This window comes from Streptomyces sp. CNX435, from assembly GCF_059570575.1.
On sequence record NZ_JCANTA010000023.1, the window covers coordinates 67575 to 86411 of the forward strand.

12 protein-coding genes are annotated in these 18837 nt (G+C 74.9%); 11 read left to right on the top strand and 1 reads right to left on the bottom strand.

All coding sequences use genetic code 11. The features are described 5' to 3' along the window. Positions 1–6 precede the first annotated feature (6 nt). From ligA to T328_RS29230, 11 genes are all read left to right on the top strand, one after another. Positions 7–2166, top strand: a complete 2160-nt coding sequence (gene ligA / locus T328_RS29180; protein WP_496499204.1) for an NAD-dependent DNA ligase LigA — start codon at positions 7–9, stop codon at positions 2164–2166. 151 nt (positions 2167–2317) lie between these two features. Beyond that, on the top strand, positions 2318–4486 hold the full coding sequence (locus T328_RS29185) for a putative bifunctional diguanylate cyclase/phosphodiesterase (RefSeq protein WP_496499205.1): 2169 nt from the start codon (positions 2318–2320) through the stop codon (positions 4484–4486). A gap of 122 nt (positions 4487–4608) precedes the next feature. Next, entirely contained in the window at positions 4609–4905 is a 297-nt protein-coding gene (gene gatC / locus T328_RS29190; RefSeq protein ID WP_496499246.1) for an Asp-tRNA(Asn)/Glu-tRNA(Gln) amidotransferase subunit GatC, read from the top strand. After that, a complete protein-coding gene (gene gatA / locus T328_RS29195; RefSeq protein ID WP_496499206.1) occupies positions 4902–6410 on the top strand; it encodes an Asp-tRNA(Asn)/Glu-tRNA(Gln) amidotransferase subunit GatA in 1509 nt (502 codons plus the stop codon). Before gatC ends, gatA begins: the two co-directional genes overlap by 4 nt. Continuing rightward, positions 6407–6646 carry a hypothetical protein gene (locus T328_RS29200; protein WP_496499207.1) on the top strand — a complete coding sequence of 80 codons (240 nt, stop codon included), beginning with the start codon at positions 6407–6409 and terminating at the stop codon, positions 6644–6646. The genes gatA and T328_RS29200 overlap by 4 nt, the downstream gene beginning before the upstream one ends. 36 nt (positions 6647–6682) lie before the next feature. Then, a complete protein-coding gene (gene gatB, locus T328_RS29205) occupies positions 6683–8176 on the top strand; it encodes an Asp-tRNA(Asn)/Glu-tRNA(Gln) amidotransferase subunit GatB (protein ID WP_496499208.1) in 1494 nt (497 codons plus the stop codon). Positions 8177–8300: 124 nt separating this feature from the next. Further along, the gene (locus tag T328_RS29210) at positions 8301–10607 is read left to right on the top strand and encodes an MMPL family transporter (protein WP_496499209.1); all 2307 of its coding nucleotides are present in this window, start codon (positions 8301–8303) and stop codon (positions 10605–10607) included. A 35-nt stretch (positions 10608–10642) separates the two neighbouring features. Continuing rightward, positions 10643–11332: a hypothetical protein gene (locus tag T328_RS29215; protein WP_496499210.1), complete on the top strand. Its 690-nt coding sequence runs from the start codon at positions 10643–10645 to the stop codon at positions 11330–11332. 34 nt (positions 11333–11366) lie between these two features. Next, positions 11367–14492 (top strand): helix-turn-helix transcriptional regulator, encoded by a 3126-nt coding sequence (locus T328_RS29220; RefSeq protein WP_496499211.1) that lies wholly within the window; start codon positions 11367–11369, stop codon positions 14490–14492. Positions 14493–14647: 155 nt separating this feature from the next. Next, on the top strand, positions 14648–15181 hold the full coding sequence (locus T328_RS29225) for a hypothetical protein (protein WP_496499212.1): 534 nt from the start codon (positions 14648–14650) through the stop codon (positions 15179–15181). Beyond that, the gene (locus T328_RS29230; protein ID WP_496499213.1) at positions 15070–15501 is read left to right on the top strand and encodes a CPBP family intramembrane glutamic endopeptidase; all 432 of its coding nucleotides are present in this window, start codon (positions 15070–15072) and stop codon (positions 15499–15501) included. Before T328_RS29225 ends, T328_RS29230 begins: the two co-directional genes overlap by 112 nt. Before the next feature lie 89 nt (positions 15502–15590). Here T328_RS29230 and T328_RS29235 read toward each other — a convergent pair whose 3' ends face one another. Then, on the bottom strand, positions 15591–18611 hold the full coding sequence (locus T328_RS29235) for a helix-turn-helix transcriptional regulator (protein ID WP_496499247.1): 3021 nt from the start codon (positions 18609–18611) through the stop codon (positions 15591–15593). Between the last annotated feature and the right edge of the window lie 226 nt (positions 18612–18837).

An 18837-nucleotide genomic window follows, 5' to 3' on the forward strand; every position in this document is an offset into this window, starting at 1 on the left:
GCCGGTGTGAGTACGGACAGCGCAGCGCGTGAGCGGCATCGGCAGCTGGCCGAGCAGATCGAGGAGCACCGCTTCAGGTATTACGTGACGACGCCCGTCGTCAGCGACGCCGACTTCGACACGCTGCTGCGGGAGCTGGAGGCGCTGGAGGAGAAGCACCCCGAGCTGGTCACGCCGGACTCGCCGACCCAGAAGGTCGCCGGGGCGTACGAGACGGAGTTCACCTCCGTCCAGCACCGCGGCCGGATGCTCTCTTTGGACAACGCGTTCACCGACGGGGAACTGGACGCCTGGGCCGACCGGATGGCCAGGGAGCTGGACCCCCAGCCGTACCACCTGCTGTGCGAGCTGAAGGTCGACGGCCTCGCGGTCAACCTGACGTACGAGAACGGGCGGCTGGTCCGCGGCGCCACCCGCGGCGACGGCCGCTCCGGCGAGGACATCACGCCGAACATCCGCACCATCGGCGAGATCCCCCACCGCCTCCGCGGGGAGAACGTCCCCGACCTCGTCGAGATCCGCGGCGAGGTGTACTTCACCCTGACGGAGTTCCAGCAGCTCAACGCCGACCTGGTGGCCGAGGGCAAGCCGCCCTTCGCCAACCCGCGCAACTCCGCGGCGGGTTCGCTGCGCCAGAAGAACCCCCAGGTCAGCGCCTCCCGCCCGCTGCACATGGTGGTCCACGGCATCGGCGAGATCGAAGGCGTCCGCTTCGGCCGCCTCTCCGAGGCGTACGACCTGCTGAAGGAGTGGGGCCTGCCCACGTCTCCGTACACGAAGGTGGTCGACGGCATCGACGGCGTACGGGCCTACGTCGGGCGCTACGGCGACCGTCGGCACGACGTGGCGTACGACTTCGACGGCGTCGTCGTCAAGCTGGACGAGATCGCCCTGCAGGGCCGGCTGGGGTCCACGTCCCGCGCGCCGCGCTGGGCCATCGCGTGGAAGTTCCCCCCGGAGGAGGTCAACACCAAGCTGGTCGACGTCCGGGTCGGCGTCGGGCGCACCGGGCGGGTCACGCCGTACGCCGTGGTCGAGCCGGTGACGGTGGCCGGCTCCGAGGTCGAGTTCGCCACGCTGCACAACCAGGACGTGGTCAAGGCCAAGGGCGTCCTCATCGGCGACACGGTCGCGCTGCGCAAGGCGGGCGACGTCATCCCGGAGATCCTCGGCCCGCTGACGGACCTCAGGGACGGCAGCGAGCGGGAGTTCGTGATGCCCGCGGAGTGCCCCGAGTGCGGCACGGCGCTCAAGCCCATGAAGGAGGGCGACGTCGACCTGCGCTGCCCCAACGCCCGGTCCTGCCCGGCCCAGCTGCGCGAGCGGCTGTTCTACCTCGCCGGCCGCCGCTGCCTGGACATCGAGAACTTCGGGTACGTCGCGGCCACCGCGCTCACCCAGCCGCTGGAGCCGGCGGAGCCGCCGCTGAAGGACGAGGGCGGCCTGTTCGACCTGCGGGTCGAGGACCTGCTGCCCATCAAGTCGTACGTCCTGGACCAGGACACCGGCCTGCCCAAGCGCGACCCGGAGACCGGCGAGGCGAAGGTCGTCACCTTCTTCGCCAACAAGGAGGGGAACCCGAAGAAGAACACCGAGCTGATGCTCGGTCACATCCGGGCCGCCAAGGACCGGCCGCTGGCCCGGGTCATCGCCGGGCTGTCCATCCGGCACGTGGGGCCGGTCGCCGCGGAGGCGCTGGCCCGCGAGTTCCGCTCGGTCGACCGCATCATGGCGGCGAGCGAGGAGGAGCTGGCCGCGGCCGAGGGCGTCGGGCCCACCATCGCCGCCTCGCTGACGCAGTGGTTCGACGAGGACTGGCACCGCGAGATCGTCGAGCGCTGGCGCGCGGCGGGTGTGCGGATGGAGGAGGAGCCGGATGAGTCGGAGGGTTCGCGTCCGCTGGAGGGTCTGACGGTCGTCGTCACGGGAACACTTCAGTCGCACACCCGAGACGGCGCGAAGGAGGCACTGCAGGCCCGCGGGGCGAAGGTGACGGGTTCGGTCTCGAAGAAGACCGGCTTCGTCGTCTCCGGCGACAACCCCGGGTCGAAGTACGACAAAGCCGTGCAGCTGAAGGTCCCGGTCCTCGACGACGCGGGCTTCGCCGTCCTCCTGGAGCAGGGTCCCGACGCCGCCCGCGAGGCCGCCGCGCCGCCGCCCGAGTAGCCGCCGCGGCCCCGCCCGTACGGTCCCCGGCCGAAACCCGGCGAGTCGGGGGCAATCGGGCGACCGCAGCCGATCGCCGCCCCTGACAGCCGTTCGCGGCCTACTGTGGATGGGCGCGCCGACGCGCGCCCCAGGCGGTGAGAGGTACGGGATGCGACCGACGGAGAGCACGGAACCGGCGCCGGTGCTGCGCCGGTTGGTGCTGCCCGCCCTGCCGTGGCTGGTGCAGGCCGCCGGCGCCCTGGTGTTCGCCGTCGGCGTGCTGTACGGGCTGCGGGAGGGCGACGCGCTCTTCCCGCGCGGCACCGAGGGCTGGGGCCTGGTCGTCCTGACGGCCCTCCTCATCGCCCATCTGGTCGCCCCCGGCCGCGACCGCTGGTCGGGCGGGAACGGTTCGGCCGCCGCCCTCACCCTCGCCGTGCTGCTGCTCTACGGCTGGATCCCGGCCGTGATCCTCAGCCTGCTGGTCATCCTCGCCGTCGCCGTCGTCCGCGGCCCGCACCGCCGCCACGCGCCGCTGCACGGCGCCGTCGAGGTCCTCGGCATCCTGTCGGCCGCCGTCGTGCTGTGGACCTGCGGCGAGAGCCCCACGGTCGAGCGGCCCTGGGAGCCCGACGCCTGGGACCTGTACGCGCTGCCCGAGCTGATCGCCGCCGCGCTGGCGTACGTCCTGGTGACCCGCGTGCTCACCTGGTACGCGACCCCCGGCCACCGCGACGGCCCCGGCCTGCTCGCCCGCGCCGCGCTGACCCGCCAGGGGCTGGGCGGCGCCGCGCTGCTCGGCATCGCGCCGCTCATCATCGTCGTGGCCGTCAACACCCCCGTGCTGCTGCCGCTGTTCGCCGTGCCGCTCATCGCGCTCGACTCCAGCCTGTGGATGGCCCGCGCCCGCGCCGAGGAGCAGCTGCGCGACCCGCTGACCGGGCTGCCGAACCGCCAGTGGCTGCTGGAACGCACCCGGCACGCCCTCGGCGAGGCCGAGGGCACCGGCCGCCGCGCCGCCCTCATCCTTATCGACCTCGACCGCTTCCGCGCCGTCAACGACACCCTCGGCCACCGCGCCGGCGACCGGCTGCTGCTCCAACTCGCCGGCCGGCTGCGGCTCGCGCTGCCGCGCGGCGCGGAGGCCGCCCGGCTCGGCGGCGACGAGTTCGCCGTGCTCATCCCGCTGACCGACTCCGCCACCAGCGCCCAGCGGGTGGCCCGTACGCTCGCCGCCGCCCTCGGCTCCCCGCTCGACCTCGACGGACTGAGCCTGGTGCTGGAGGCCAGCGCCGGCGTCGCCGTCTACCCCGAGCACGCCACGGAGACCGAGGGCCTGCTGCAACGCGCCGACGTGGCGATGTACCAGGCCAAGCGAGACCGCAGCGGCGTCGAGGTCTACGAGGCCCGCCGCGACGGCAACACCCCCGACCGGCTCGGCCTGCTGGGCGATCTGCGGCGGGCGCTGCAGGCCCGCGAGGTGGCCCTGCACTACCAGCCGAAGGTCGGCTTCGACGGCCGCGTCGTCGGCCTGGAGGCGCTGGTCCGCTGGGTGCACCCGGAGCGCGGGCACGTCAGCCCCGAGGAGTTCATCGCCATCGCCGAGACCTCGGGTCTGATGCCGGTGCTCACCGAGTACGTGCTGGAGACCGCGCTCGCGCAGGTCGCCGACTGGCGCGCCGCCGGCCTCCAGGTCCCCGTCGCCGTCAACGTCTCGCCGCGCGACGTGCACACGCCCGGGTTCGCCGGCGCCGTCGCCGCGCGCCTCGCCCGGCACGGCGTACCGCCGGGGGCGCTGCAGCTGGAGATAACGGAGCACGTGCTGCTGGAGGACCCGCAGCGGGCGGCCGACACCCTCGCCGGGCTCACCGGGCACGGCGTGAAGATGTCGCTCGACGACTTCGGCACCGGCTACTCGTCGCTGGTCCATCTGCGCCGGCTGCCGGTGAGCGAGTTGAAGATCGACCGCTCGTTCGTGGCCCGGCTCGCCGTCGACCCGGAGGACCTGGAGATCGTCCGCTGCACCGTCGACCTCGCGCACTCCCTGGGCCTGCGGGTCGTCGCCGAGGGCGTCGAGGACGACGAGACCTGGGAGCACCTGCGCGACCTCGGCTGCGACGCCGTGCAGGGCTGGCTCGTCGCCGCCGCCATGCCGCCGCAGGAGACCACGGCGTGGCTGCGCGCCCGCGGGCCGGGCCCCGCCGGGGACCGGGCACTGCCGGCCGCGGCCGGCCCGGCGCCCGGGGCGGCGGCGGACGAGAAGGCGGCGGGCGGGGCGGCGGCCGGCGCGGAGCCGGAGCCGGACGCGGCGGAGGAGCCGGTGAAGCCGGCGAAGTGACCGGCGGGCGGCCGGATGCGCCCCCGCCGGGAAACCCCGCCGGGAAACCCGGTCGGGCGCACCGCCCCGCGCCCCATAGGATTGCCCCGAAACCGTCACACCACCCTGTGAGGATGACCCGCATGCCTGGCATCACGCGCGAGGAGGTCGCCCACCTCGCCCGGCTGGCGCGCCTGGAGTTGAGCGGTGAGGAGCTGGATCACTTCGCCGGCCAGCTCGACGCCATCATCGGCGCGGTCGCCCGCGTCTCCGACGTGGCCGGCGAGGACGTACCGCCGACCTCCCACCCGCTGCCCCTGACGAACGTCATGCGCCCGGACGCCGTCCGGCCGGGCCTGACCGCGCGGCAGGCGCTCTCCGGCGCGCCCGCGCAGGAGCAGCAGCGTTTCAAGGTGCCGCAGATCCTGGGGGAGGAGTGACCGTGGCGGACAGCTCGGGAATCATCAGGCAGACCGCGGCGGAGACCGCCGCGAAGATCGCCGCCGGCGAACTCACCGCCGTCGAGGTCGCCGAGGCGCACCTCGCCCGTATCGACGCCGTGGACGAGAAGGTGCACGCCTTCCTGCACGTCGACCGCGAGGGCGCGCTCGCCCGCGCGCGGGCCGTGGACGCCAAGCGGGAGCGCGGCGAGCGGCTCGGCCCGCTGGCCGGCGTGCCGCTGGCGCTGAAGGACATCTTCACCACCGAGGGCGTGCCCACGACCGCCGGGTCGAAGACGCTCGAAGGCTGGATCCCGCCGTACGACGCGACCGTGACCCGGCGGCTGAAGGAAGCCGACGTCGTCATCCTCGGCAAGACCAACATGGACGAGTTCGCGATGGGCTCCTCCACCGAGAACAGCGCCTACGGCCCCACCGGCAACCCCTGGGACCTCACCCGCATCCCCGGCGGCTCCGGCGGCGGCTCCTCCGCCGCCATCACCGCCCACATGGCGGCGCTGGCCATCGGCACCGACACCGGCGGCTCCATCCGCCAGCCGGCGGCCGTCACCGGCACCGTCGGCGTCAAGCCGACCTACGGCGGCGTCTCCCGGTACGGGATGATCGCGTTCTCCTCCAGCCTCGACCAGGGCGGCCCGTGCGCCCGTACCGTGCTGGACGCGGCGCTGCTGCACGAGGTGCTCGCCGGGCACGACCCGATGGACTCCACCTCGATCGACGCCCCCGTCCCGGCCGTCGTCGAGGCGGCCCGCAACGGCTCGGTGGCCGGGATGCGGGTCGGCGTGGTCAAGGAGTTCCGCGGCGAGGGCTACCAGGCGGGCGTCATCCAGCGCTTCGACGAGGCAGTCGAGCTGCTGCGCGAGCTGGGTGCCGAGGTCGTGGAGGTGTCCTGCCCCGCGTTCGACAAGGCGCTGGCCGCGTACTACCTGATCGCGCCGTCGGAGTGCTCCTCGAACCTCGCCCGCTACGACGGCCTGCGCTACGGCCTGCGCACCGGCGACGACGGCACGCACTCCGCCGAGGAGGTCACCTCGCTGACCCGCGCGGCGGGCTTCGGCCCGGAGGTCAAGCGCCGCATCATGCTCGGCACGTACGCGCTCAGCTCCGGCTACTACGACGCGTACTACGGCTCGGCGCAGAAGGTCCGTACGCTCATCACCCGCGACTTCGAGCGCGCCTACGAGCAGGTCGACGTGCTCGTCTCGCCGACCACCCCGACGACCGCGTTCCCGATCGGCGAGCGGGTCGACGACCCGATGGCGATGTACCTCGCCGACCTGTGCACCATCCCGTCCAACCTGGCGGGCAACGCCGCCATGTCGCTGCCCTGCGGCCTCGCGCCGGAGGACGGGCTCCCGGTGGGGCTGCAGATCATCGCCCCCGCCATGGCCGACGACCGGCTCTACAAGGTCGGTGCCGCGGTGGAGGCCGCGTTCACCGCCCGGTGGGGCCACCCGCTGCTGGAGGAGGCACCCGCCCTATGAGCAAGTTCGCCAAGGCCAAGGACTTCAAGAAGTCCAAGACCGGTCTGTACCTCTCCCTCGCGTCCACGCTCTTCGGCGCGGTCGGCATCGCCAAGCAGCTGAAGCAGGCCCGCCACGACGAGGACCGGCTGCGCCAGCTCGACGCCGCGGTGTCCGCCGCCGCCATGGCCACCGGTGTCGCCCTGCTGCTGCGTGAGCTGCGCCGGAAGAACGACGACGACATCCTCGCCGGCTGAGCGGCCGAGCCGGGGTCGAGAGGCTGGAAGAGAGCTGTGACTGTCACGTACGAGGACGCCCTCGCGACGTACGAGCCGGTGCTGGGCCTGGAGGTCCACGTCGAACTCGGCACCGCGACCAAGATGTTCTGCGGCTGCGCCACCACGCTGGGCGCCGGGCCCAACACCCAGACCTGCCCTGTCTGCCTCGGCCTGCCCGGCGCGCTGCCGGTGGTCAACGAGACGGGCGTGGAGTCCGCGGTCAAGATCGGTCTGGCGCTGAACTGCGAGATCGCCGAGTGGTGCCGCTTCGCCCGGAAGAACTACTTCTATCCGGACATGCCGAAGAACTTCCAGACCTCGCAGTACGACGAGCCCATCGCGTACGACGGCTACCTCGACGTCGACGTCGAGGGCGAGGTCTTCCGGGTCGAGATCGAGCGCGCCCACATGGAGGAGGACACCGGCAAGTCCACGCACGTGGGCGGCGCCACCGGCCGGATCCACGGCGCCTCGCACTCGCTGCTGGACTACAACCGGGCCGGCATCCCGCTGATCGAGATCGTCACCAAGCCGATCACCGGCGCCGGCGCCAAGGCACCCGACGTCGCGAAGGCGTACGTGGCGGAGCTGCGTGAGCTGATCAAGGCCCTCGGCGTCTCCGAGGCCCGGATGGAGCAGGGGCAGATGCGCTGCGACGTGAACCTGTCGCTGATGCCGGCCGGCGCCACCGTCTTCGGCACCCGCAGCGAGACGAAGAACGTCAACTCGCTGCGCAGCGTCGAGCGCGCGGTGCGCTCCGAGGTCGTCCGGCACGCCGGGGTCCTCGACGGCGGCGGCAAGATCGTGCAGGAGACCCGGCACTTCCACGAGGACACCGGCACCACCACCTCGGGCCGGACGAAGGAGGAGGCGGAGGACTACCGCTACTTCCCCGAGCCCGACCTCGTGCCCGTCGCGCCCGCCCGCCAGTGGGTGGAGAAGCTGCGCGCCGGGCTGCCAGAGCTGCCGCGGCTGCGCCGCAACCGGCTGCGCGAGGAGTGGGGCGTCTCGGCGCACGACATGCAGTCCATCCTCAACGCCGGTGCCATCGGCCCGATCGTGGCCACCATCGACGCGGGCGCGGACGCCGCGGCGGCGCGCAAGTGGTGGATGGGCGAGCTGGCGCGCCGGGCCAACGAGGACGGCGTGGAGCTGGCCGCGCTCGCCATCACGCCCGAGCAGGTCGCCCGGGTGGCGGCGCTGGTCGGGGAGGGCAAGCTCAACGACAAGCTGGCCCGCCAGGTCATCACCGGCGTCCTCGACGGCGAGGGTGCTCCCGACGAGGTGGTCGACAAGCGGGGCCTGGCCATCGTCAAGGACGAGGGCGCGCTCGGCGCCGCGGTCGACGAGGCCATCGCCGCCAACCCGGCCGTCGCGGACAAGGTCCGGGGCGGCAAGGTGGCCGCGGCCGGGGCGCTGGTCGGCGCGGTCATGAAGGCCACCCGCGGCCAGGCGGACGCCGCCCGGGCCCGGGAGCTGATCATGGAGAAGCTGGGCGTAGCGGACTGACCGTGTGAAAAAAGCCACTGATCGGACAAACGATCTCGTGCACCTGTAACAGTGGCAGCGCTGGTGCAGGAGTCTTTGAGGGCCGAACTCCCTGAAAGATCATGAATATCTCAGGGAGCCGCCCGTGTCCGGTCTCGCCCGGTGGTGCCTACGCCGCCGCCTGGTCGTCGTGCTGCTCTGGCTCGCCGCCTTCGCCGGCGCCGCCGTCGCGGCGACCGTGCTGGGGACGGCGTACTCGAACGACTACGACGTTCCCGGCACCGAGTCCGGGCGGGCGCAGGTGCTCATGGCCGAGGCGTTCCCGGGCCTCGACGGCGCCGCGGACACCGTCGTCTGGCACGACGACGACGGGGTGCGCGACGCGCAGACGCGGGAGCGGATGGACGCGGCGCTCGCGGACGTCGCCGGGCTGCCGGGGGTCGCGGACGTCGCGGGGCCGTACGGCGGCTCGTACGACGCGGGCGGCGCGGGCGACGGCGGAGGCGCGGCGGCGGCAGCCGGTGCGGGCGGTGCGGGCGGGGCGGTCAGCGAGGGCGGGGCGGTCAGCGCCGACGGGCGTACGGCGTACGCCACCGTCACGTACGACGCCGCCGTGGACGACCTGGCGCCGGGCGACGTCCGCAAGGTCGTCGACGCCGCCGGGGCGGCGGCCGGCAGTGCCGACGGGTTGGAGGTCGCCGTCGGCGGCCCGGGGGCGGGGCTGCTGCAGGCGCCGTCCGTGCACTACGGCGAGGCCGTCGGGGTGGTGGTCGCGGCGGTCGTGCTCTTCGTCGCCTTCGGCTCGCTCGCCGCGATGGCGCTGCCGATCGCGACCGCGCTGGTCGGCGTCGGCACGGCGTACTGGTGCGTCACCCTCCTCGGCCACGCCATGGCCGTGGCCGACTTCGCGCCCATGCTCGGCATGCTCATCGGCCTCGGCGTCGGCATCGACTACGCCCTGTTCATCGTCACCCGGCACCGCCGCGGGCTGCGCGAGGGGCTGCCGGTCGGCGAGGCCGCGCAGCGCGCCGTGGCCACGGCCGGGCGGGCCGTGGTCTTCGCCGGCGTCACCGTGTGCATCGCGCTGCTCGGCATGCTCGTCCTGCGGCTGAACTTCCTCGGCGGCGTCGCCGTCGCCGCCTCGCTGACCGTCGTGCTCACCGTCGCCGCCTCCCTTACGCTGCTGCCGGCGCTGCTCGGCGTCATCGGCATGAAGGCGCTCAGCCGGCGCGAGCGCCGCGCGCTCGTCGAGCACGGCCCGCGGCCCGACGTGCCGCGCGGGCTCGCCGCCCGCTGGGCGGCCTTCGTCCAGCGCCGGCCGCGGCTGCTGGGCGCGCTCGCGCTGGTGCTGATGGGCGTCCTCGCGCTGCCCGTCGCCGCGCTCCACCTGGGCAGCTCCGACCAGGGCAACCACCCCGCGAGCGCCACCACCAGGCAGGCGTACGACCTGATGGCTGGGGGCACCGCCCAGGCCGAAGGCTCTGGGGGAGGCTTCGGCCCGGGCAGCAACGGCCCGCTCACGCTCGTCGCCGGCCTCGACGGCGCCGACGACCGGGTGGCCTTCGACGCGCTGCCCGAGACGCTGCGCGCCACCCCGGGCGTCGCCGACGCCACCACCGCCGTGTACGGGCAGGGCGGCGGCACCGGGATGATCACCGTCACCCCCGCGACCGCACCGCAGGACGAGGCGACGTCGGACCTGGTGGACCGGCTGCGCACGGACGTGCTGCCCGAGGCCGTCGACGGCACGTCGGCGCAGGTGCACGTGGGCGGGCCCACGGCCGCCCAGGACGACTTCGCCGAGGTGATCGTCGGCAAGCTGCCGCTCTTCGGCGGGGTCGTGATCGCGCTGGGCTGCGTGCTGCTGCTGGTGGCGTTCCGCAGCGTCGGCGTACCGCTGAAGGCCGCGCTGATGAACGTGCTGGCAGTGGCCTCGTCCTTCGGGGTGGTGGTCGCGGTCTTCCAGTGGGGCTGGGGGAGCGGGCTGCTGGGGCTGGGCGCCACGGGGCCGGTCGAGCCGTTTCTGCCGGTGATCATGATCTCGGTGCTCTTCGGGCTCTCCATGGACTACCAGGTGTTCCTGGTCAGCCGGATGTACGAGGAGTGGCGGGCCACCCGCGACAACCGGCGGGCCGTGCGGGTCGGGCTCGCCGAGACCGGCCGGGTGATCAACTGTGCGGCGCTCATCATGATCGCGGTCTTCTCGGCGTTCGCGCTGGGCGGGGACCGGATCATCGCGATGTTCGGGGTGGCGCTGGCCACGGCGGTGGCGCTGGACGCCTTCGTGCTGCGCACGCTGCTGGTGCCGGCGCTGATGCACCTGCTGGGCCGCGCCAACTGGTGGCTGCCGGGCTGGCTGGACCGGCGGCTGCCGCGCATCGGCGTCGAAGGGCCCGGGGAGCCCGCGGCGGCCGAGCACATCGGGCTGCCGCAGGAGCCGGCCGTACGTTAATACTTCTCTCAGACGGGCCCCCTACGGTGCCCGGCATGAGTGCACTTTCGAAGACGGACGAGACGGCGGACGCCGCCGGCAACGACGCCGCGGCGGACGCGGCGGAGTCGGCGGAGGCAGCGGAGGCTGCGGACGCTGCTGACACGGCGGAGGCGGCCGGTGCGACGGACACCGCCGGCGACGAGGCCGCGTACGACGAGGCCGCGCACGACGACGCCGCCGAGGCCGGCGCACCCGGCGAGCACGGCGACGGCGACGACGGCCCCGACCCGGGCGACGACGAGCCCGGGGAGCTGCCCCCCGCCGCCCGCGCCCCGTCCGGCACCCCCTCCGGAACGGCGGCCGGTGCCGCGGCCATCGTCGGCGCCGCCCTGGGCCTCGCCTCGCTGACCGGCACCTGGCTGGCCGACCTGGTCTCCGCCCGGCGCGAGCTGACCGGCCAGCTGGAGACCGCGAACGGCACCGCCGCCGAGCAGATCTCCGCCGCGTACGGCACCCCCTGGCACACCATCGCCCTGTTCAACGGCCTCACCGCGGCCGTCGCCCTGATCGTGTCCGCCGCGGTGCTGGTCCGCCCGGCGTTCGGCGACGGCTCCCGGCATCCCGTGGTGTGGGTACGGGCCGTGGCCGTCGCCGGCCTGGTGCTGGGCGCGCTGGGGCTGCTGATCGCGGCGGTCATGCGCTTCGACGTCTTCACCGAGCTGCCCACCGTGCCCGGCCAGTGAGAAAACCGATTCCACGCTGTCAGTGCAGCGTGCGATGCTCGAAAGCGTGCAGAGCCGATCCATCAGCCCGGTGTTCGCAGGCCGTCATGACGAGTTGAAGGCGCTTGACGGTGCGCTCGCGCGCGCCGCGCTCGGCGAGCCCCAGGTGCTGCTCGTCGGCGGCGAGGCCGGCGTCGGCAAGAGCCGGCTGCTGGACGAGTTCCTGGAGGCCGCGCAGGGTGCCGGCGCGGTCACCGCGGTCGGCGGCTGTCTAGAGCTGGGCGCCGACGGCCTGCCGTTCGCGCCGTTCGCCACCGCGCTGCGCATGCTGCACCGCAAGCTCGGCGCCGAGCTGGCGGAGCTGGCCGCCGGCCAGGAGCCGGTGCTCGCCCGGCTGCTGCCCGACCTGGGCCCGGTCGTCGAGGAGCCGCGCGGCCAGGACAGCCGGGCCCGCCTCTTCGAGCTGACCGTCGGCCTGCTGGAGCGGCTGGCCGCGGGCCGTACCGTGGTGCTGGCCCTGGAGGACCTGCACTGGGCGGACCGCTCCACCCGCGAGCTGCTGGGCTATCTCGTACGTTCGGTGCAGGGCGCCCGGCTCGTGGTCCTCATGACGTACCGCACCGACGACGTCCACCGCCGCCATCCGCTGCGCCCCTTCCTCGCCGAGCTGGACCGGCTGCGCTCCGTGCAGCGGCTGGAGCTGGCCCGGCTCAGCGAGGACGAGGTGCGCCGCCAGCTCGCCGGCATCTGCGGCGTGCCCGAGCCCGAGCGCGAGCTGACCGCCGAGGTGTACGCGCGCAGCGAGGGCATCCCGTTCTTCGTCGAGGAGCTGGCCCTCAGCGACGACGCCGGCCGGCTCAGCGACTCCCTGCGCGACCTGCTGCTCGTCCGGGTCGAGGCGCTGCCCGAGGGCGCCCAGCGCGTGGTGCGTCTCGCCGCGCGGAACGCGCGCGTGCCGCACGCCCTGCTCGCCGTCGTCTCCGGCCTCGCCGAGGACGAGCTGATCGAGGGCCTGCGCGCCGCCGTGGGGGCGAACGTGCTGGTGCCCGACGAGGAGGGTGAGGCGTACCGCTTCCGGCACGCCCTGCTCCGCGAGGCCGTCCTCGACGACCTGCTGCCCGGCGAGCGGACCCGGCTCAGCCGGCGCTACGCGGAGGCGCTGGAGGCCGACCCCGCCCTGGTCGCGGCGGAGGAGCGGGCGACCCGGCTGGCGAGCTACTGGTACTACGCCAGGGACGCCGCCAAGGCCCTGCCCGCCGTGCTCGAAGCGGTCCTGGAGACCCGCGCCCGGCACGCCTACGCCGAGCAGCTGAAGCTGCTGGAGCGGGCGTTGGAGCTGTGGGACGAGGTGCCGGCCGAGGAGCGCCGCGGGCTGCCGCCGCAGGGCGGGATGGAGTCGTACCCGCCGTGCGGCTGCGGGGACCGGCCGGAGGAGATCGAGCTGCACCTGGTCGACCTGCTGGCGCACGCCGCCTTCGCGGCCCGGCTGGACGGGCAGTGGGAGCCGGCGCTGAAGTTCGTGAAGAAGGCGCTCATGGTCGTCGACGAGGCGCGGAACCCGCTGCGCGCCGCCTGGTTCTGGCTGGAGCGTTCCAAGCTCACCGCGCTCGCCGGCCGCGGCGACGGCCGCGCGGAGCTGACCCGGGCGCGCGAGCTGGTGCACGACCTGCCGGCCTCGGCCACCCACGCCGACGTCCTGGCGCACGTCGCGATGTGGGAGCTGCTGCACGCCTCCGACCTGGACAGCATGGCGCTCGCCGAGCGCGCCGTGGAGCTGGCCCGGCAGGCCGGCGCCGGGGACGTCGAGCTGGGCGCCCGCATCACGCTGTGCACGCTGCGCTCGCCCGGCGGCGACTCCGACGCCTGGATCGCCGAGCTGTACGAGATACGCGAGCTGGCCGCGCACCGGGGCGCGTTCCGCGAGCTGGGCCGGGCGCACATCAACCTGTGCGACGCGCTGGAGAAGGTCGGCCGGTCCGCGGAGGCGGTCGAAGCCGGCCTCGCCGGCATCGAGGACATGCACAGCCGCGGGCTGTACGACTCCGCCGCCTTCGCCGCGCTCAACGTCGTGGAGTCGCTGACCTCGCTGGGCGAGTGGGACCGGGCCGAGCAGCTGCGCCAGGAGTGGATGCGGTTCGCGGTCGGCTCCCGCACGGCGGCCTCCGTGGCGCTGCGCCGGGCCGAGCTGGCGCTGCTGCGCGGGGAGTTCGGGCTGGTGCCGGAGCTGATCGCCGCGGCCCGCCGCTACCGCGGGCGGAACGACGGCGAGCCGCAGTTCGAACTGCCCTTCGCCGCCGTGGAGATGAGCGCGCTGCGGACGCTGGGCCGGGAGCCGGAAGCGCTCGACGTGCTGGAGCGGCACCTGGCGCTGCTGCCGATGTCCGGCCAGGAGACGTACGTCTGGCAGCTTGTCTGCGCGGGCGCCCGGCTGACGGCGGACGTCGCCGGGGTGCCGGGCGCGCCGGAGGAGCGGCGCGCGGCGATCGTGGCGCGGCTGGCGGACATGGCGGCGGCGCTGCCGGCCGACGGCCCGCTGTGGACGCCGCTGGCCCGCCTCTTCGCCGCCGAGCTGACCCGTGCCCGCGGCGCCGCCGACCCCGGCGCGTGGGCGGCAGCCGCGGCGGCGTACGAGCCGCTGGGCCACCCGCACACGCTGGCGCACATCGCGCACCGCCGCGCGGAGGCGCTGCTCGTCGGCGCCACGAGCGGCGCCACGGGCGGCAGCTCGGGCGGCGCGTCCGGCACGTCTGGCGCGGGCGGCGCGTCCGGCGCGTCCGGCGCGTCCGGCGCGGGCGGCGCGGGCGGCGCCTCCGGCGCGGGGGCGGCTGCCCGCGACGCCGCGGCCCCGTTGCTGGCCGAGGCCCACGCGACGGCGGTCCGCCTCGGCGCGGCCCCGCTCCGCGAGGCCGTGGAGCAACTCGCGGGCCGCGCCCGCGTTCCCCTCGGCCCGGCGCGCCAACCGCCCGCGGACCCGGTGGAGTCGCTGGGCCTGACGGCCCGGGAGACGGACGTGCTGCGGCTGGTCGCGGCCGGGCGGAGCAACCGCGAGATAGCGGAAGTGCTGTTCATCGCGCCGAAGACGGCGAGTGTGCACGTGTCGAACCTGATGGCGAAGCTGGGGGTGTCGAGCCGCGGCGAGGCGGCGGCGGTGGCGCACCGGCTGCGGCTCTTCGAGGACTAGCCAGGGCCTGTCGCGGCGTCCCGGGTCTTCCGGGTTCGGGTCACGCCCGGCGGGCGGGTATTGCCCGGTTCGTACGGTGACGGGGGCGCTTGCCCGGTGCAGGATGGCCTCCCGCGCCGTACCGGCGCGGTCTTCCGCAGAGAGGGCCTACGATCATGCCCGCCCAGCAGTCCGACCCCGGAGACAGACCGGCGCCCGAGGCCGCCGGGGAGCCGCCCGCGTTACTCGGGATGCGGCTGCGCGTGCTCGCCGTCTTCGCCGCCGCCGTCCTGCTCTGGCTGTTCGTCTTCTACGGCACCCCGCTCGGCCACGACTACGACCGCCCCACCCACGTCGCCCGCGCCGTCCTCACCGCCGTCCTCGTCGTCCCCGCGGTCGTCCTCGCCCGACGGCTGCTGGACCGCCGCCCCTGGCCCGGCCTCGGGCTGCCGCTGTCCCGCACCGCGGCGCGCCACTTCCTCCTCGGCGCCGCCTGCTGGCTGCTGCCCGCCGCCGTCGGCTGCACGCTGTGCCTGGCCACCGGCTGGGTGCAGGTCACGCGCCGGGAGCCGGTCGCCGAGGTGGCCGGGTGGCGGCGATGCTGGTGCTGCTCGTCTTCCTGTACGAGGCGCTGCCCGAGGAACTGGTGTTCCGCGGCTACGTCCAGCGCAACCTGCTCACCGCCCTGCCCGCCGGGCAGGCGGTGGTGATCCAGGCCGTGCTGTTCACGCTGTTCGGCTTCCTCGTCGGGGTCGCCCAGTCGCCCTTCCGGCTGTCCCTCTTCCTCACCTTCGGGCTGCTCCTCGGCGCCTTCCGCGTCGCGACCGGCGACATCTGGGCGGGCATCGGCTTCCACGTCGCGTACCAGAGCGTCGCCCAGCTCTTCGTCGGCGAGGGGGCGGCCTTCGAGGTGTCGGGGGAGGGCGTGTTCGGGCTGGTGGCGCTCGGCGGGCTGCCGTTCCTCGCCGCCTGGACGTACGTGTCCTCGCGCCACCAGGACGCCCTCGACTGGTCGGCCACGGCACCGTAGCGCCGCCGCGGGAACGTACGGCCCGGGCCTTCCGGGGGATGCCCCCGGACCCCCGTGCTCCTCCGCGATCTGCCTGTTGCTCCGCGGGCTTACGCGCTTTCGAAGAGGCGCAGGCGGTGGGCCACCGCCGCGGCTTCGCCGCGGTTGGCGACCCCGAGCTTCGCCATCAGGTTCGACACGTGGACACTCGCCGTCTTCGGCGAGATGAACAACTCCTCCGCAATCTGCCTGTTGCTCCGCCCGGCCGCGACCAGCCGCAGCACGTCCGTCTCCCGCGCCGTCAGCCCCAGCGACTCCGCCGGATCCCCCGGCTCCGCCGCCGCGGACGCGACCTCGCCGGCGCCGGTGAGCGTAACCCGCGCCCGCGCCGCCAGCTGCTCCACGCCGTCGCGCAGCGGCGCCGCGCCCAGCGCCTCCGCCGCCGCGTGCGCCTGCGCGAGCAGCTCCGCCGCCCGTTCCCGTACGCGCGTACCCGCGCCGCCCGCGAGCAGCGCCTCGGCCCACCGGTACCGCACCCAGCCCAGCTCGTACGGCCGCTCCAGCGGCTCCAGCGCCGACGCCGCCGCCTCCCAGAGCGCCACCTCCGACCGGCCCCGCGCCCGGCGCAGCTCCGCGGTGAAGTACCGCCGCCACGCCGCCCACACCGGCGTCGGCGTGTCCAACTGCCCCGCCGCGTACTCCAGTCGGTCCAGCAGCTCGTCGCGGCCCTCCGCCGTCCCCGGCAGCCCGCGCACGTCGCCCTCGGCCGCCGCCGCGGAGACCAGGAGCTGCCACAGGTACGACTCGTGCCCCAGCTCCGGCAGTTTCACCAGCCCCTCGGCGAGCACCGCCCGCGCCTGCTCGTACCGCCCACGCTCCATCAGGATGCGGGCCTCGATCTGCACCATGCGAAACGCGCCCTGCGGCTCGGCCTGGCTCGCGCCCGCCGCTGTGCGCGCCTCGGCGAGCAGTTCCCCGGCCCGGTCCACCTCCCCGCGATACAGCGCCAGCCAGGCGGCGGCGAGCGTGGCGAACGCGCGGGTACGGGCCTGGGCGCCGTACGACCGCAGCCCGGCCAGCTCCCGCTCGGCCGGTCCCCAGTCGCCGACGGACATCATCGCGTCGACCATGTTGCAGCCGATGAAGGCGATCGCGTCCCGCAGGCCCTGCTTCCGGGCCGCCGCGAGACCCGCCCGCGCCGCCTCGATGGCCTCGCGCGAGCGGCCGGTCATCTCCAGCACGGACGCCAGGTTGTTGTACGCCCGGCTGATCACCGTCGGTGCGCCGATCCGGTCGGCGGCGTCGCGCAGCTCGTACAGCTCGGCGAGGCCCCGGTCGACGTCCGCGGCGTGCGTACGCAGCGTGGCCAGCGTGATCCGCGCGTGCAGCTCGACCTCCGCGGCGCCGACGAGCCGGGCCTGCTCCACCGCGCTCTCCGCCAGCGGGATGCTCTCCGGGTCCGGGCTGTGCAGCATCTTCCACAGCGCCGCGGTCGCCAGCACGTCCGCCTTCACCGGCGACGGCGGGCGGTCCGCGACCAGCTCCTGCGCCCTGGCCAGCTCCGCCCAGCCGTCGCCGCCGCCGCTGGCCACGACCTGCCACTGCCGCTCCAGCCAGAACCACGCCGCCCGCTCCGGCTCCGCCGTCTCGTCCAGCAGCTCCAGCGCCCGGCGGATCAGTGCACGCGCCTGCTCGTGCGCGTCGTCCAGCCGGGCCGCGAGGGTGGCCTCGGCGAGCATGTCGAGGAAGTGCAGGTGGGGGCGGTCGGCGCAGCGGCACAGCGGATACGACTCGGCGTAGCGCGCGGCCGGCAGCTCGCGCGGCTGCTCCTCCGGCCCCTCGTCCCACAGCTCGATGGCCCGCTCCAGCAGCGCCAGTTGCTCGGCGAACGCGTGCCGCATCCCCGCCTCGTCGGCCGCCCGGAGCGCGGCGGGCAGCGCCCGGGAGGCGTCGCGGGCGTGGTACCAGTGGCTGGCCAGCCGGGCGGCGTGCTCCTCCGGGCGGACCAGCGCGGGGTCGGCCGCCAGCGCCTCGGCGTAGCGGCGGTTGAGCCGGGAGCGCTCGCCGGGCAACAGGTCGTCCGCGGTGGCCTCGCGGAGCAGGGCGTGCCGGAAGCGGTAGCTGTCGGCGCCCGGGCCCTCCGCCGCGGGCATCAGGATGCCGGCGTCGACGGCGGGCCGCAGCGCCTCGATCAGCTCCTCCTCGCCCTGCCCCGACACGGCGAGCAGCAGCCCGAACTCCACGGTCGAGCCGGCCTCCGCCGCCGTCCGCAGCACCCGCTGCGTCGCCTCCGGCAGCGTCTCGACCCGCACGAGCAGCAGGTCGCGCAGCGACTCCGACAGCGCGTCCGGCGAGCCGCCGCAGTCCAGCAGGGCGGTCAGCTCCTCGACGAAGAACGGGTTGCCGTCCGAACGCTGGAAGATCGTGTCCACCAGACGCGGCAGCGGCCCGGCACCCTGGATCGCGGTGATCTGGCCGATCACCTCCTGCCGGGTGAAGCGCGCCAGCTCCACCCGCTCCACGGTGCGCAGCCGCTCCAGCTCGGCGAGGAAGGGGCGCAGCGGGTGGCGGCGGTGGATGTCGTCGGAGCGGTACGTGCCCAGCAGGACGACGCGGGCGCCCTGCACGGACCGGATCAGATAGCCGAGCAGCTCGCGGGTGGAGCGGTCCGACCAGTGCAGGTCCTCCAGCGCCAGCACCACCGTCCGCTCGGCGGCCAGCCGCTCCAGCAGCCGGGCGGCGTGCTCGAAGAGCCGGGCCTTGGCACCGGCGTCGTGCCGGTCCGCGGGCTGGTGCGCGCCGCCGGCCCCGGCCAGCTCGGGCAGCAGCCGGGCCAGCTCGGCCTCGCCGCCGCGGGCGGCCTGCGCCAGCTCGTCGCCGAGCGTGCGGTGCAGCGCGCGCAGCGCGGTGGCGAACGGCGCGAACGGCAGCCCCTCGGCGCCCAGCTCCAGACAGCCGCCGACCGCCACCACGGCGCCGGCGCGCTCGGCGCGGCCGGCGAACTCCTCCAGCAGCCGGGTCTTGCCCACCCCGGCCTCGCCGCCGACCAGCACGGCCTGCGGCACGCCGGTGCCGGCCCGCTCCAGCGCGGCGCCGAGGTCGCGCAGCTCGTCGGACCGGCCGACGAGCACGGGGCTCACGCACGAGATCGTCACGGTTGAGAGCATCGCACAGCGCTACGGCGCGGGGGCAGCCCGGCGGCGCCGCGGACCCGCGGCACGCGGGGGAGCCGGGCGGCGCCGGCGAGGGTGCGGGGGCGCGGGGGAGGGGGCGTAGACGACGAGAGCGCCCGGCCCGCGCTGCGCGGGTGGGCGCTCTGTGGTTCCGGCCCGATGAGGGCCGGGGTTCGGTCGGTGG

Coding starts and splice junctions, on each gene's coding strand:
- T328_RS29220 (WP_496499211.1), top strand. CDS start 11,367: ATGCTCGAAAGCGTGCAGAGCCGATCCATCAGCCCGGTGTTCGCAGGC.
- T328_RS29230 (WP_496499213.1), top strand. CDS start 15,070: ATGCTGGTGCTGCTCGTCTTCCTGTACGAGGCGCTGCCCGAGGAACTG.
- T328_RS29225 (WP_496499212.1), top strand. CDS start 14,648: ATGCCCGCCCAGCAGTCCGACCCCGGAGACAGACCGGCGCCCGAGGCC.
- gatC (WP_496499246.1), top strand. CDS start 4,609: ATGCCTGGCATCACGCGCGAGGAGGTCGCCCACCTCGCCCGGCTGGCG.
- T328_RS29200 (WP_496499207.1), top strand. CDS start 6,407: ATGAGCAAGTTCGCCAAGGCCAAGGACTTCAAGAAGTCCAAGACCGGT.
- T328_RS29185 (WP_496499205.1), top strand. CDS start 2,318: ATGCGACCGACGGAGAGCACGGAACCGGCGCCGGTGCTGCGCCGGTTG.
- T328_RS29215 (WP_496499210.1), top strand. CDS start 10,643: ATGAGTGCACTTTCGAAGACGGACGAGACGGCGGACGCCGCCGGCAAC.